A 14,309-nucleotide genomic window follows, 5' to 3' on the forward strand; every position below is an offset into this window, starting at 1 on the left:
CCTGGAACGGACTGGGGGCAAACGAGAAAGGGTCAGATAAGGCTGGATTCTAGAACTTTCAAGGCTTTGAGACCTTGACACAGCCCTGAATATGGTCAATCGGCGGGATAGCCAGGGCCTTGAGGCGCCTGCCCCTCACCGATCGACAGCCGGTTTCTTCAGACCACGCCCGACCAGAAAGGTTTCGGACGATTTGTCCCGGGAAGCTTTCGGCTTGACTGCCTTGACCACCCGGAAGGTCTCGCGAAAGCGCTGGATCAGGTGGTCGTAGGCCCCGCCATGGAACACTTTGGCCACCAGCGTCCCGTCGGGCTTGAGGTGCTGCTGGGCAAAATCGACCGCCAGCTCCACCAGGAGCTCGATCCGCGCGGCGTCGGCCGACTCGATCCCCGAGAGATTGGGGGCCATGTCGGACACCACCACATCCACCTGGCTGTGGCCGCGCTCGGCCAGCGTGCGCTCCAACTCGGCCAGAACCGCGTCTTCCCGGAAGTCGCCCTGGATGAACAGAACCCCCTCGATCGGATCCATGGGCAGGAGGTCGAGCGACACGATGCTGCCCTGCAACTGCCCGGTGGCAGCGCCGTCCGGACTGAGGCGGCGGCGCAGGTACTGACTCCAGGCACCCGGGGTCGAGCCGAGATCCACCACCGCCTGACCAGGCCGGATCAACCCCAGCGTCTCGTCGATCTCCTTGAGCTTGTACGCCGCGCGCGCGCGAAACCCCTCCTTCTGTGCCAGTCGCACATAAGGATCGTTCACGTGCTGGTTGAGCCAGGCCTTGTTGACCTTCTTGCTCTGTGTCTTGACCTTGATGCCCATGGAATGCCGAAACGCCGGAGAAAGGCGGCGTCAACGATAATTGTCCCATGCCCCAGATCATGCTCACGCCCGCACAGCGAAAGGTGCACCGCGCCGAAGCCCATCACCTCGATCCGGTCGTCCTGATCGGCGGCGACGGCCTCACCCCTGCCGTCCGCAAAGAGGTGGACGCAGCCCTCAAGGCCCATGGCCTGATCAAGGTCCGCGTCTTCAGCGACGACCGCACCGCCCGCGAGGCGATGCTCCAGACCCTGGCCGACGAACTCGACGCCGCCCCCATCCAGCACATCGGCAAGCTGCTGGTGCTCTGGCGCCCGCAGCCGGAAAAGGTCCGCGCGGTCGATGAAGACCGCAAACCCGGCCCGAAGGATGTGCGCGTGCTCAAGTTCGCCAAAAAAGGCGGCGTCAAGCCCGAGATCAAGGTCGTGCGCGTGCTGGGCAACCAGCGCCTGACCTCCGGTGGCAAGGTCAAACGCGCCAAGGTCCTGCAAAAGAGCGTGAAGAAAACGGCGCTCTGAGCCCATTTGCGCCCCCTGTGTCCGTGGCGACTTGAACTCCCGCCCCCGTTCCCCCATCTGAACGCGCATGAACGATCGACTCGCCACCCCCACCAATCCGCTGCTCGACCTCCAGGCCCTCCCGCTGTTTGACGCCATCGAACCGACCCATGTGGGCGCCGGCATCGATGCCCTGCTCCAGGCGGCCGATGCCGCCCTGACCACGGTGGCAGCCCCTGGTTTTCCCGCTGAATGGCAGGCCATCGCGCGCGAGCTGGACGTGGCCACAGAACGCTTGTCGCGCGCCTGGGGCGCCGTCAGCCACCTCAACAGCGTGGCCGACACCCCTGCCCTGCGCGCCGCCTACAACGAAGCGCTGCCCCGCGTCACCGAGTTCTGGACCCGTCTGGGCGCCGACGAACGGCTGTACGCCCTGTACAAGGCCATGGACCCGACCCGGCTGACGCCCGATCAGGCCCGCGCACGCGACAACGCCCTGCGCGGTTTCGTGCTGGGTGGCGCGGAATTGCAAGGCGAGGCCAAGGAACGTTTTGCAGCCCTGCAGGAGCGGCAGGCCGAACTGGCCCAGAAATTCAGCGAAAACGCGCTCGACGCCACCGATGCCTTCGCGCTGTACGTGGAGGACGCCGAACTCGACGGCCTGCCCGACGACGTCAAACAGGCCACGGCTGCGGCGGCCCAGGCGGATGGCCGCAGCGGCCACAAGCTCACGCTCAAGATGCCGTGTTACCTGCCGGTGATGCAGTTCGCCCGCAGCAGCGCGCTGCGCGAAAAACTCTACAAGGCCTACGTCACCCGCGCCAGCGAGCAGGCCGAGGGCGATGCGACCCGGTTCGACAACACGGCCATCATGACCGAGCTGCTGGCTCTGCGCCACGAAGAAGCGCAGTTGCTCGGTTACCGGCATTTCGCCGACGTCTCGCTGGTGCCCAAGATGGCCGACTCGCCCGAACAGGTGGTGGCATTCCTGCGCGACCTGGCCCACAAGGCCCGCCCTTACGCCGAACAGGACCTGGCCGACCTGCGCAGCTTCGCCGCCGAGCATCTGGGCCTGCAAGACCCGCAGCCCTGGGACTGGTCCTACATCGGCGAAAAGCTCAAGGAAGCGCGTTACGCCTTCAGCGACCAGGAGGTCAAACCCTATTTCCCGGCCCCCAAGGTGCTGGCCGGGCTGTTCCAGATCGTCGAGACCCTGTTCGAGGTTGCTATCCGCCGCGACACCGCTCCCGTGTGGCACCCGTCGGTCGAGTTCTACCGCATCGAGCGCAGCACGCCACAAGGGCCGCAGCTCGTGGGCCAGTTCTACCTGGACCCGTCGGCACGCAACGGCAAACGGGGCGGCGCCTGGATGGACGACGTGCGCGCCCGCTGGCTGCGACCCGACACCGGTGCGCTGCAGACTCCGGTGGCGCATCTGGTGTGCAACTTCGCCGAAGGCGTGGGCGGCAAGCCGCCGCTGCTCACGCACGACGACGTCATCACCCTGTTCCACGAATTCGGCCACGGCCTGCACCACATGCTCACGCAGGTCAACGAGCGCGATGTGTCCGGCATCAGCGGGGTCGAATGGGACGCGGTGGAACTGCCCAGCCAGTTCATGGAAAACTTCTGCTGGGAGTGGGACGTGCTGCGCCACATGACCGCCCATGTGGACACCGGCGAGGCGCTGCCCCGAGCCCTGTACGACAAGATGCTCGCCGCCAAAAACTACCAGAGCGGCCTGCAGACCCTGCGCCAGGTGGAGTTCGCGCTGTTCGACATGCTGCTGCACAGCCAGGCCCAGCCGCCCGCCACGGGCGAGGCCATTCGCGCCCTGCTGCGTGAAGTCCGCGACGAAGTGGCCGTCCTGCCGGCACCGGCCTACAGCCGCACCGCCAACACCTTCAGCCACATCTTCGCGGGCGGCTATTCGGCAGGCTATTACAGCTACAAATGGGCCGAAGTGCTGTCGGCCGACGCCTACGCCGCTTTCGAAGAGGCCGCCCAGGCCGGTGGACACGGCACCCTCGACGTGGCCACCGGCCGCCGCTACCGCCAGGCCATCCTGGAAGCGGGTGGCAGCCGCCCGGCCATGGAGTCGTTCAAGGCCTTCCGGGGCCGGGAGCCGCAGATCGATGCCCTGTTGCGCCACCAGGGCATGGCCTGAGAGAAACCACCCCTGATCTTGAATCCGCCCGCGCCGTGCCGATAGGAGTCCCTATGCAACACCTTCGCCGCCCCACCCCGATGCTGGCCGCCACCCTGCTGGCCCTGTTGTCCACCACGGCCCTGGCCCAGGGGGTCTACCGCATCGTCGGCCCCGACGGCCGGGTCACCTTTTCGGACCAGCCGCCACCCAGCAGCGCCCCGGCCGCAGCAACCGGCTCGGCAAACGCCAGCGGCGGCACCAGCAGCAGCGGAACAACGGCCCTGCCCTACGCGCTGCGGCAAGTCACCGGTCGCTATCCGGTCACGCTCTACAGTGGCGACAGCTGCGCCCCCTGCAACAGCGGGCGCAACCTGCTCAACGCGCGGGGCGTTCCCTACACGGAAAAAACCATCAACACGGCCCACGATGCGGACGCCCTGAAACGCCTGAGTGGCGAAACCTCGCTGCCGGTGCTGACCATCGGGTCACAGCAGATCAAGGGCTATTCGGAGCAGGAGTGGACCAGCTATCTGGATGCGGCCGGGTACCCCAAGCAGTCGCAGCTGCCGTCCAGCTATCGCCGGCCGGCCCCGTCGCCGCTGGTCGTCGCAGCGCCTGCGGCGCCCGCCACGAACACGGCCCCGGCCGCAGCCACCCCGGCGCCACGCGCGACCACCGGCCGGCAGCGCCCGGCATCGGGTGAGGAGACCCCAGCCGAAGTGCCGGTGACGCCAGCCCCTGCGAACCCGGCCGGCATCCGTTTCTGAGGTCCCAAGACCTCAGAAACCCTCACCGGGCGGTCAGAACGTCAGCGTCTTGACCCCGCCCGGCGTGCCCAGCAGGCAGACATCGGCCTTCTGGTGGGCAAACACCCCCACCGTCACCACACCCGGCCACTGATTGACCTGGCTCTCGAACGCCAGCGGATCGCTGATCTGCAGCCCGGTCACGTCCAGAATGTGCTGGCCGTTGTCGGTGACCAGCGGGACGCCATCCTTGAGACGCACCCGCGCGTCCCCACCGAACGCCGCAAACTGGCGTGCGATGCGGGCGGCGGCCATCGGAATGACTTCCACCGGCAACGGGAAGGCGCCCAGCGTGCGCACCACCTTGGATTCGTCGGCAATGCACACAAACCGACGGGACTGTGCGGCCACGATTTTTTCGCGCGTCAGCGCAGCGCCGCCGCCCTTGACCATGTGCCCCGCGGGATCGATTTCGTCGGCCCCGTCGATATAGACCGCCAACTCGCCCACGGTATTGGCCTCGAACACCGGAATGCCCAGTGCCTGCAAGCGTGCGGTCGACGCTTCGGAGCTGGACACCGCCCCGGGAATGTGGTCCTTGAGTGCGGCCAGCGCGTCGATGAATTTGTTGACGGTGGAGCCGGTGCCCACCCCCACGATTTCGCCGGGCACCACGTAAGCCAGCGCGGCCTGCCCGACCAGCGCTTTGAGTTCGTCCTGGGTCATTTGCGACAATCTGCGGTTGCTGAGAATTCCCCATTATCCGATGTCGCTCCTGCCCTACGCCCTGGCCCGCCCTGTCCTCTTCGGGATGGATCCGGAAACCGCCCACGAACGCACCCTCGACGCCCTGGCTCGCCTGCAGGGCACGCCACTGACCTGCCTGTACGGCGAACGCCGGGTCGCCGACCCCGTTACCGTGGCCGGTCTGCGTTTTCCCAACCGCGTGGGCCTGGCGGCCGGCCTCGACAAGAATGCCCGCTGCATCGACGGGCTGGCCGCCATGGGTTTCGGCTTTGTCGAAGTGGGCACCGTCACGCCCCTGGGCCAGCCCGGCAACCCCAAGCCCCGCATGTTCCGACTGCCCGCGCGGCAAGCCCTGATCAACCGCCTGGGGTTCAACAACGACGGGCTGGAAGCCTTCGTGGCCCATGTGCAGAGAGCCCGCTTTCGCCACCAGAGCGGCGACACGCCGATGTTGCTGGGGCTGAACATCGGCAAAAACGCCGCCACCCCGATCGAACAGGCCACCAGCGACTACCTCACCTGCCTGGACGGCGTGTACCCACACGCCGACTACGTGACGGTCAACATCTCCAGCCCGAACACGAAAAACCTGCGCAGCCTGCAAAGTGACGAAGCCCTGGACGCGCTGCTGGGCGCCGTGATGGAGCGGCGTGAGCAGCTCGCACAGCGGCACGCCAAACAATCCCCTGTGTTCCTGAAGATCGCGCCGGATCTCGACGAGGCCCAGATCGGCGTCATCGCGGCGACGCTGAAGCGCTACGGTTGCCGCGCCGATGGCAGCGCCTCGCAGCAACTGGGGGTCATCGCCACCAACACCACCCTCAGCCGCGATGCCGTGCAAGGGCTGCCGCACGCCGAGGAAACCGGCGGCCTGTCGGGTGCGCCGGTGCTGGCCGCGAGCAACCAGGTCATCCGCGCCTTGCGCACGCAACTGGGCTCAGGGTTCCCCATCATCGGGGTCGGCGGCGTGCTCAGTGGCGCGGACGCGGTGTCCAAGCGCGAAGCGGGTGCCGACCTGGTGCAGATCTACACCGGCCTGATCTACCGCGGCCCGGCCCTGGTTCGCGAAGCGGCCGAGGCCCTGCAGGCCCACGGCCGCTGAAGCCGGCAGGGGAAGCGCCCCCGGCTGCAAGGGCCTCCCCGTTGCGGTCAACGCTGCATCAGCAGAGGCAGCAGCCACGAACCCCAGCGCAGCAGCCGCCTCGGCCCTGCAATGGCCAGCGCAGCGGCAGCAGCCAGTCCCAGCGCGGGCCGCTCCAGCAGCAGGCGCAGCGTCAGGCTGCGCGGAAACGCTGCGGGTGCACCGCCTTCGGCCTCAAACGCCTTGTCGGCACGGGCCGGTACCGCCGCCTTCCAGCGCTCACGGCGCACAGCGATGCGGGCGCACAACTCGGCCTTGCGCTTCTCGATATCAGCGGATCGGCTCACAGCGACTCCCGGATGAAAGACCAGTCGCGGGCCAGCTCTGCGCGTGTGAGCTCAAAAGCCGGCGCCGATCTCACGGCCACGGCCCACAGGGCCAACAGCGCGGCCAGCCAGGCGAACAGCCAGAAACCGGCCACAGCCCACGCTGCCACCACCCGGTGCTCGGTATCCCAGTAATGCACCACCACCGCGGTCGATCCCGCCAGCAGCAACACCAGCAGAAACACCGCAAGCAGCACCGACAGCAGCAGCAGCCAGAGCCAGCGGCGGCGCACGGCCTCCCACTCGATGGCCGCCAGTTCCAGACGCTCGGCCAGTGCGGCCGAGCCTTCGGCCGCCGCCAGCCGGGCCTGGGCCCGCAGGGAGCCGCCCCCCAACAGGGACAGCCAGCGTGCGAGGGACGTCATGCGGGGATCAGCGGCGGCCGATCAGGAAACCGAACACCGCGCCCACGGCCAGCGCCACACCGGCCACGCGCCAGGGTTCGTCGTGCGCATAGGTGTCGACACGGTGCACCGCGTCGCGCGCGTGCTCGGCGGCATCGTGCGCCACCTGAGAGGCGCGCTCGCGCACGGTGTGCACCCCGTCTTCCAGGCGCTCACGCAGGCTGGAGATTTCGGGCAGCACATCCAGCTCTTTGCGGGCCAGCACGTCGCGCAAGTCGGCGATCAGGTTTTCCAGTTCGGTCTGGGAAGCTGCGGCAGCTTTTCTCGGCATCAAAGTTCTCCTGGAAACAGTGGCCTTTCATCGTACCAGCCGGTTCGCAGTCCCCTGTAACCAGATCTACATACCCGAGCCCAGCGCTGCGACGACGGCGTCGCCGATCGCCAGACAACTGGTGAGGCCCGGCGATTCGATGCCGAAGAGGTTGACCAGCCCCGGCACGCCGTGCACCGCTGGCCCATCGATGCGGAAATCGGCAGCCGGCTCGTTCGGGCCGCTGATCTTGGGCCGCAACCCCGCATAACCGGGTTGAAGCGCCCCTTCGGGCAGCGCCGGCCAATACCTGCGCACCTCGGCGTAGAAGGCTTCGCCGCGGGCCGGGTCAACCTGGAGATCGTCCTGCGCCTGAACCCATTGCACATCCGGTCCGAATTTGGCCTGCCCGCCCAGGTCCAGCGTGAGATGCACCCCCAGCCCGGCGAGGTGCTTGTCGGGTTCGGGCGCCGGGTAGATCAGCCGGGCAAACGGCACCCTCCCGGCGAGCGTGAAATAACTGCCCTTGGCCAGCCAGGGCTGCGGCACATGGCGCGCATCGAGCCCCGCCATACCGGCCGCGAGCGCACAGGCGCCATGACCGGCAGCGTTGATCACGGAGCGTGCCTGCAGCCGGGTTCCATCCACGGTTTCGACCTCGATGCCACCGGTCGCGACCGCCAGGCGTTTGACCCCCGAATGGCAGGCCAGCAAGCCACCGGCGTTTTCCACGTCGCCGAGCAGGCCCAGCATCAGCGCGTGGCTGTCGACGATGCCCGTCGAAGGCGAAAGCACGGCCCCCAGGCAACGCAGTGAAGGCTCCAGCGCCTGGGCTTCGGCAGCGTCGATCAGGCGCAGATCGTCCACCCCGTTGGCGCGCGCTTTTTCCACGATGGCGGGCAACGCCGCGCGCTGGCTGGGCGTCGTCGCCACGATGAGCTTGCCGCAGCGCTGGTGGCCAATGCCGCGCTCTGCGCAGTAGGCATAGAGCTGCGCCTTGCCCTGCACGCACAACCGGGCCTTGAGCGAACCCGCCGGGTAGTAGATGCCGGCGTGGATCACTTCGCTGTTGCGCGAACTGGTGCCGGTGCCGATGGCCTCAGCCTGTTCGAGCACCATCACCTCGCGTCCGACCCGTGCCAGCGCACGCGCCACCGCCAGCCCGACCACGCCGGCCCCGATCACCACCGCATCGACCTGTTCCATCCACGGCTCCTTGCCTGCCTTGTGTCACCCGCCAACAGCATAACGGGCACCCCAAAACAAAAAGCCCCAGGTGCGAAACCTGGGGCTTGGTGCTGGTGGGCGGTGCAGGGTTCGAACCTGCGACCCCTGCCGTGTGAAGGCAGTGCTCTACCACTGAGCTAACCGCCCGAATGTTCTGGCTGACAAGCTGGTCGACTTGTTCAGCGTTCCGAACGTTCGGAAGCCTCGCATTATAGCGTGTTTTTGGCGCTTTGATCCAGTCTCTTCAAAAAGAGCATCGACAACCGACCTCAGGCAGCTGCACAGGCGCGCCAGACCGTCTTGCCCTTGCTGTCCTTGTCGATCCCGGTGAGCACGCCTTCGTGCGCGGCCAGTTCCTGGTCATTGGCCAGCAACACGGGCAGCTCGAAGCGGCTGAGGTCAACCGCCTCGTGTGCCGGACCTTCTTCGGTGCTGCCGCCCTCGTCCATGAGCAGCGCGTCCTGGCCGCGCGTCATGTTGATGTAGACGTCGGCCAGCAGTTCGGCATCCAGCAGGGCGCCGTGCAGGGTCCGGCCCGAGTTGTCGACCCCGAGCCGGTCGCAAAGCGCGTCCAGCCCGTTGCGCTTGCCGGGGAACAGCTCCTTGGCCATGACCAGGGTGTCGAGCACGCCGTCGACGATCTGTGTCACCGGCGGCAGCCCCAGCCGATCGAATTCCTTGTTGAGGAAACCCACGTCGAACGGCGCGTTGTGGATGATGATTTCGGCGTCGCGCAGGTACTCGACCAGTTCGTGCGCGATGGCAGCGAACTTGGGCTTGGTGCTCAGGAACTCGGTGGTCAGCCCGTGCACCTTGAGCGCGTCCTCGTGGCTGTCCCGCTCGGGATTGATGTAGTGGTGCAGATTGCGGCCCGTGAGCTTGCGGTTGAGCAGCTCGACGCAACCGATCTCGATGATGCGGTCGCCGCTCTCGGCCGAGAGGCCGGTGGTTTCGGTATCGAGAACAATCTGTCGCATGGTGTCTTGGCTTCGGTGCGGTCCGCGCAAGGGCGGGCCGCAGGGGTTCAATGATTCTCTTTGGCGTGGTTGATGCTGTACTTGGGAATTTCCACCGTCACGTCCTGTTGCGCCAGGATGGCCTGGCAAGACAGGCGCGACTGCGGCTCCAGGCCCCAGGCGCGGTCCAGCAGGTCTTCTTCCTGCTCGTCGGCCTCGTTCAGGCTGGCATAACCTTCACGCACCACCACGTGGCAGGTGGTGCAGGCACAGCTCATGTCGCAAGCGTGCTCGATCTTGATCTGGTGGTCGAGCAGGGCCTCGCAGATCGAGGTGCCAGCCGGCGCGCTGATGGTCGCGCCCTGCGGGCAGTATTCGGGATGGGGAAGGATTTTGATGGTGGGCATGTTGTCAGACTTCTTCGACCTTGCGTCCGGCCAGCGCCTGCTGGATGCCGCGGTTCATGCGCTGGGCGGCAAACGGCTCGGTGCCTTTGGCCAGCGCATCGGTGGCGGCCTCGATCTCGGCCGCCGATCCGGCCGGCAGCAGGGCCTGCAAGGCATCGACCAGGCGGTCGATGGTGGCGCGTTCGGCGGGCTCCAGCAGATCGCCATCGGCGGCCACCGCGCTGCGCGTCGCGGCGATCATGCGGTCGGCATCGACCTTGGCCTCCACCAGCGCGCGCGCGGCCATGTCCTGCTGGGCGGTGGAAAAACTGTCCTGGAGCATGGTGGCAATCTGTTCGTCGCTCAGGCCGTAGGCGGGCTTGACGTCGATGCTGGCCTCCACGCCCGAAACCTGCTCGCGGGCTGAGACCGCCAACAAGCCGTCGGCGTCGACGGTGAAAGTCACGCGGATGCGGGCCGCGCCGGCCGCCATGGGTGGAATGCCGCGCAGCGTGAAACGCGCCAGGCTCCGGCAGTCGGCCACCAGATCGCGCTCGCCCTGCACCACATGCAGTGCCAGCGCGGTCTGGCCGTCCTGGTAGGTGGTGAAGTCCTGCGCCCGCGCCGTGGGAATGGTGCTGTTGCGCGGCACGATGCGTTCAACCAGGCCGCCCATGGTCTCGATGCCCAGCGACAGCGGGATCACGTCGAGCAGCAGCAGATCGCCCTCGCGGCTGTTGCCAGCCAGCGCATTGGCCTGCACGGCAGCGCCCAGCGCCACCACCTCGTCGGGGTTGAGATCGGTCAGCGGCTCCCTGCCGAAGAATTCGCCCACAGCGCGCCGGATCACCGGCATGCGGGTCGACCCGCCCACCATCACCACGCCCTGCACCTCGTCTTTGCCGACACCGGCGTCGCGCAGCACCTTGCGCACGGCAGCGAGTGTGCGTGCGGTGAGCGCGGCGGTGCAGGCCTCAAAGTCTTCGACCCGCACCCGCTGGTTCAGCGGCCGGCCCTCGACTTCAGTATGGAACACCACCTCGGCGTGCACCGAAAGCTGCTCCTTCACCCGGCGCGCCTCGCGGTGCAGGGCGGCGCGCTCGGCCGCGTCGGCCACCGGCCCCAGACCTTGCGCCTGCAACACCCAGTCGGCCAGCGCCTGGTCGTAGTCGTCGCCGCCGAGCGCCGAATCGCCGCCTGTGGCCAGCACCTCGAACACGCCCCGCGTCAGCCGCAGGATGGAGATGTCGAAGGTCCCGCCGCCCAGGTCGTAGATGGCGTAGACGCCTTCGGCGCCGTTGTCCAGGCCATAGGCAATGGCAGCGGCCGTGGGCTCGTTGATCAGGCGCAGCACCGGAATGCCCGCCAATTGGGCCGCGTCCTTGGTGGCCTGACGCTGGGCATCGTCGAAATAGGCGGGCACGGTGATGACGGCACCGAACAGTTCATCATCGAAGCTGTCTTCGGCGCGGTAGCGCAACGTGGCCAGAATTTCGGCGCTGACCTCCATGGGGGTCTTGCGACCAGCCACGGTGTCGATCACGGCCATGCCCTGGTCGTCGACCACGGTGTACGACAGCTTGTCGACATCGGCCACCTGCGCACGGCTGCGGCCCATGAGCCGCTTGACGGAGCTGATGGTGTTGGCCGGATCGCCAATCTGGGCGGCCAGCGCCTCGAAGCCCACCTGTCGGCCCGCACCGCCGGCCTGCGGATCAAGGTAGCGGACCACGCTGGGCAGGATCACACGCCCCTGCAGATCGGGCAGGCATTCGGACACCCCGTGCCGCACAGCCGCCACCAGCGAATGGGTGGTGCCCAGATCGATCCCCACGGCAATGCGCCGCTGATGCGGATCGAGGGACTGGCCGGGCTCGGAAATTTGCAGAAGTGCCATGGATACAGAAATACGCGAAGAACGGGGAATCGGTCGTGGCCCTGGGGCCTGCGGCAACCCGTTATTGTCCCAGTTGATCGAGGCGGGCCTCGACGTCGTGGGCAAAACGCTCAACAAACATGAGGGCTCTGACCTGGCCGGCCAAGGCAGCAAAGTCGTGCCGCTCGTCGGCCGTCACCTGCAACTGGGCCAGCATGGCGCGCCGCGCGGCGGCCACCTCGTCGGCCAGATCCTCCGCCGCAGCGGCCGAGCCCGCTTCTTCCAGCGCTTCGCGCCAGGCCATCTGCTGCATCAGAAAAGCCGCCGGCATGGCGGTATTGTTTTCGGCCTCGATCGCCACGCCATGCAACTCGCACAGGTAGGCGGCGCGCTTGAGCGGGTCCTTCAGGCGTTGGTAGGCTTCGTTGATGCGCACCGACCACTGCATGGCCTGGCGCTGGGTCTGGGCATCGGCGGACGCATGCCGGTCCGGATGGGCCTCCCGCTGCAGCGCTTTCCAGCGCTCATCGAGCGCCGCCCGGTCCACCGCAAAAGCCGGCGCGATGCCGAAGATCTCGAAATCGTTGGACTGCAGGTTCATGGCACGTTCAAAGAAAAGCCGCCAGCACGCAAGGCACTGGCGGCTGGCTCAGGCTGTGCCCGAGGGTATCAGACGCGAAACGACTCGCCGCAACCGCAGCGATCGCGCTCGTTCGGGTTGTTGAAGCGGAAACCTTCGTTGAGCCCTTCGCGCACGTAGTCCAGTTGCGTGCCGTCGATGTAGGCCATGCTCTTCGGATCGATCAGCACCTTCACGCCGTTGTCCTCGAACACGACGTCCTCAGGCGCAATCTCGTCGGCGTACTCCAGCTTGTAGGCCAGGCCGGAACAGCCTGTCGTCTTGACGCCCAGGCGCACCCCCACCCCCTTGCCTCGTTTGGCCAGGTAGCGGTTCACGTGCCGGGCGGCGGCTTCGGAGACGGTGACGGCCATGGGATCAGTTCACCCGCTTCTTGCGGTAGTCCTCGACCGCCGCCTTGATGGCGTCTTCGGCCAGGATGGAGCAGTGGATCTTGACCGGGGGCAGCGCCAGCTCTTCGGCGATCTGGCTGTTCTTGAGCGCCATCGCTTCGTCCAGCGTCTTGCCCTTGACCCATTCGGTCACCAGCGAGCTCGACGCGATGGCCGAGCCGCAGCCGTAGGTCTTGAAGCGTGCATCCTCGATCACGCCGGTGTCGGCATTGACCTTGATCTGCAGCTTCATCACATCACCGCAGGCCGGTGCGCCGACCATGCCGGTGCCCACCGTTTCGTCGCCCTTGTCGAAGGAGCCGACATTGCGGGGGTTTTCGTAGTGGTCCACCACTTTTTCAGAGTAAGCCATTTCAATCTCCTAAATGCTCCGGCCACGTGTGTTCGGAGGTTCCAACATCCAGAACGCCGCGGAACCGGCTTTGCCGGGCCGCCAGCGTTGCCCCCTGGGGGAGACGCGAAGCGGCGCGGGGGGAATTCTTCAATGCGCCGCCCACTGGATGGTGGACAGGTCCACGCCATCCTTGAACATCTCCCACAACGGCGAGAGCTCGCGCAGCTTGGCCACGTTTTCCTTGATCGTGCCGATGGCGTAATCGATCTCTTCTTCCGTCGTCCAGCGGCCGATGGTCATGCGCAGGCTGCTGTGGGCCAGTTCATCGCTGCGGCCCAGGGCGCGCAGCACGTAACTGGGCTCCAGACTGGCCGAGGTGCAGGCCGAGCCCGAAGACACCGCCAACCCCTTGATGCCCATGATCAGCGACTCGCCTTCGACGTAGTTGAAGCTCATGTTCAGGTTGTGCGGAATGCGGCGGGTTTCGTGTCCGTTGATGAACACTTCCTCGATGCCCTTGAGCCCGTCGAGCAGGCGATCGTGCAGCGCCTGGATGCGGCGGTTGTCTTCGTGCATCTCGGCTTTGGCGATGCGATAGGCCTCGCCCATGCCCACGATCTGGTGCGTCGGCAACGTGCCCGAGCGCATGCCGCGCTCGTGGCCGCCACCGTGCATCTGCGCCTCGATGCGCACGCGCGGCTTGCGGCGCACGAACAGCGCGCCGATGCCCTTGGGACCGTAGGTCTTGTGGCTGGTCAGACTCATCAGGTCGACCGGCAGCGACGCCATGTCGATGTCGATGCGCCCGGTGGCCTGGGCCGCGTCCACATGGAAGATCACGCCCTTTTCGCGGCAAATGGCCCCGATGGCGGCGATGTCCTGGATCACGCCGATCTCGTTGTTCACGAACATCACCGACGCCAGGATGGTGTCAGGCCGGATGGCGGCCTTGAACACCTCCGGGTCGACCAGGCCGTCCGCCTGCACGTCCAGGTAGGTGACCTCGAAACCCTGGCGCTCCAGTTCGCGACAGGTGTCGAGCACGGCCTTGTGCTCGGTCTTCACGGTGATGATGTGCTTGCCCTTGCCCTGGTAGAAATGGGCCGCGCCCTTGAGCGCCAGGTTGTTGGATTCGGTGGCACCACTGGTCCAGATGATCTCGCGCGAGTCGGCGCCGATCAGGGCGGCCACATGGCCCCGCGCGGTTTCCACCGCCTTCTCGGCTTCCCAGCCCCAGGCGTGGCTGCGCGAGGCCGGGTTGCCGAAATGCTCGCGCAACCAGGGAATCATGGCGTCCACGACGCGCGGATCGCAGGGCGTCGTGGCGCTGTAGTCCAGATAGATGGGAAAGTGCGGTGTGCTCATGGGGTCTCGGATGCTGGAATGTTCTGAACGTGTCTGCCGCCCTGCGCCGCC

General features: G+C 66.8%; 17 protein-coding genes and 1 tRNA gene. 4 read left to right on the forward strand and 14 right to left on the reverse strand.

Going from position 1 to position 14,309, the window contains the following annotated elements; genetic code table 11:
- Nucleotides 1-135: 135 nt before the first annotated feature.
- Entirely contained in the window at nt 136-816 is a 681-nt protein-coding gene (locus L0977_RS16560; RefSeq protein WP_234266025.1) for an RlmE family RNA methyltransferase, read from the reverse strand.
- A 53-nt stretch (nt 817-869) separates the two neighbouring features.
- On the opposite strand from L0977_RS16560, the gene L0977_RS16565 reads away from it, so the two are divergent.
- The 3 genes from L0977_RS16565 (at nt 870) to L0977_RS16575 (ending at nt 4,235) form a co-directional block, all read left to right on the forward strand.
- Nucleotides 870-1,340 carry a YhbY family RNA-binding protein gene (locus L0977_RS16565; protein ID WP_234265962.1) on the forward strand — a complete coding sequence of 157 codons (471 nt, stop codon included), beginning with the start codon at nt 870-872 and terminating at the stop codon, nt 1,338-1,340.
- A gap of 67 nt (nt 1,341-1,407) precedes the next feature.
- Complete coding sequence (locus tag L0977_RS16570; protein WP_234265963.1) at nt 1,408-3,486, forward strand: M3 family metallopeptidase; 2,079 nt, start codon at nt 1,408-1,410, stop codon at nt 3,484-3,486.
- A gap of 53 nt (nt 3,487-3,539) precedes the next feature.
- A complete protein-coding gene (locus L0977_RS16575) occupies nt 3,540-4,235 on the forward strand; it encodes a glutaredoxin family protein (protein ID WP_442786646.1) in 696 nt (231 codons plus the stop codon).
- 33 nt (nt 4,236-4,268) lie between these two features.
- On the opposite strand, the gene rpiA is transcribed toward L0977_RS16575, so the two are convergent.
- On the reverse strand, nt 4,269-4,940 hold the full coding sequence (gene rpiA, locus L0977_RS16580) for a ribose-5-phosphate isomerase RpiA (protein ID WP_234265964.1): 672 nt from the start codon (nt 4,938-4,940) through the stop codon (nt 4,269-4,271).
- 40 nt (nt 4,941-4,980) lie between these two features.
- Here rpiA and L0977_RS16585 point away from each other — a divergent pair, with 40 nt between their 5' ends.
- Nucleotides 4,981-6,063 (forward strand): quinone-dependent dihydroorotate dehydrogenase, encoded by a 1,083-nt coding sequence (locus tag L0977_RS16585; RefSeq protein WP_234265965.1) that lies wholly within the window; start codon nt 4,981-4,983, stop codon nt 6,061-6,063.
- A gap of 47 nt (nt 6,064-6,110) precedes the next feature.
- Here the strand turns inward: L0977_RS16585 and L0977_RS16590 are convergent, their stop codons facing one another.
- From L0977_RS16590 to L0977_RS16645, 12 genes are all read right to left on the reverse strand, one after another.
- Nucleotides 6,111-6,389 carry a hypothetical protein gene (locus tag L0977_RS16590; RefSeq protein WP_234265966.1) on the reverse strand — a complete coding sequence of 93 codons (279 nt, stop codon included), beginning with the start codon at nt 6,387-6,389 and terminating at the stop codon, nt 6,111-6,113.
- A complete protein-coding gene (locus L0977_RS16595; RefSeq protein WP_234265967.1) occupies nt 6,386-6,793 on the reverse strand; it encodes a phage holin family protein in 408 nt (135 codons plus the stop codon). Before L0977_RS16595 ends, L0977_RS16590 begins: the two co-directional genes overlap by 4 nt.
- Nucleotides 6,794-6,800: 7 nt before the next feature.
- Nucleotides 6,801-7,103 (reverse strand): DUF883 family protein, encoded by a 303-nt coding sequence (locus tag L0977_RS16600; RefSeq protein WP_234265968.1) that lies wholly within the window; start codon nt 7,101-7,103, stop codon nt 6,801-6,803.
- 66 nt (nt 7,104-7,169) lie between these two features.
- On the reverse strand, nt 7,170-8,288 hold the full coding sequence (locus L0977_RS16605; RefSeq protein WP_234265969.1) for an NAD(P)/FAD-dependent oxidoreductase: 1,119 nt from the start codon (nt 8,286-8,288) through the stop codon (nt 7,170-7,172).
- A gap of 93 nt (nt 8,289-8,381) precedes the next feature.
- Nucleotides 8,382-8,456 (reverse strand) — tRNA-Val (locus L0977_RS16610).
- Between the two features lie 122 nt (nt 8,457-8,578).
- The gene (dnaQ, locus tag L0977_RS16615) at nt 8,579-9,286 is read right to left on the reverse strand and encodes a DNA polymerase III subunit epsilon (RefSeq protein WP_234265970.1); all 708 of its coding nucleotides are present in this window, start codon (nt 9,284-9,286) and stop codon (nt 8,579-8,581) included.
- A 47-nt stretch (nt 9,287-9,333) separates the two neighbouring features.
- Nucleotides 9,334-9,672, reverse strand: a complete 339-nt coding sequence (fdx, locus tag L0977_RS16620) for an ISC system 2Fe-2S type ferredoxin (RefSeq protein WP_234265971.1) — start codon at nt 9,670-9,672, stop codon at nt 9,334-9,336.
- Between the two features lie 4 nt (nt 9,673-9,676).
- Nucleotides 9,677-11,548, reverse strand: coding sequence for a Fe-S protein assembly chaperone HscA (gene hscA / locus L0977_RS16625; protein WP_234265972.1), 1,872 nt, complete (start codon nt 11,546-11,548; stop codon nt 9,677-9,679).
- 61 nt (nt 11,549-11,609) lie between these two features.
- On the reverse strand, nt 11,610-12,128 hold the full coding sequence (hscB, locus tag L0977_RS16630; protein WP_234265973.1) for a Fe-S protein assembly co-chaperone HscB: 519 nt from the start codon (nt 12,126-12,128) through the stop codon (nt 11,610-11,612).
- Nucleotides 12,129-12,196: 68 nt separating this feature from the next.
- Complete coding sequence (gene iscA, locus L0977_RS16635; RefSeq protein WP_234265974.1) at nt 12,197-12,520, reverse strand: iron-sulfur cluster assembly protein IscA; 324 nt, start codon at nt 12,518-12,520, stop codon at nt 12,197-12,199.
- 4 nt (nt 12,521-12,524) lie between these two features.
- A complete protein-coding gene (gene iscU / locus L0977_RS16640; RefSeq protein WP_234265975.1) occupies nt 12,525-12,911 on the reverse strand; it encodes a Fe-S cluster assembly scaffold IscU in 387 nt (128 codons plus the stop codon).
- 129 nt (nt 12,912-13,040) lie between these two features.
- Nucleotides 13,041-14,258, reverse strand: a complete 1,218-nt coding sequence (locus tag L0977_RS16645; protein ID WP_234265976.1) for an IscS subfamily cysteine desulfurase — start codon at nt 14,256-14,258, stop codon at nt 13,041-13,043.
- Nucleotides 14,259-14,309: the final 51 nt, after the last annotated feature.

It is taken from the genome of Hydrogenophaga sp. NFH-34 (genome assembly GCF_021401345.1).
Classification (GTDB): domain Bacteria; phylum Pseudomonadota; class Gammaproteobacteria; order Burkholderiales; family Burkholderiaceae_C; genus Hydrogenophaga; species Hydrogenophaga electricum.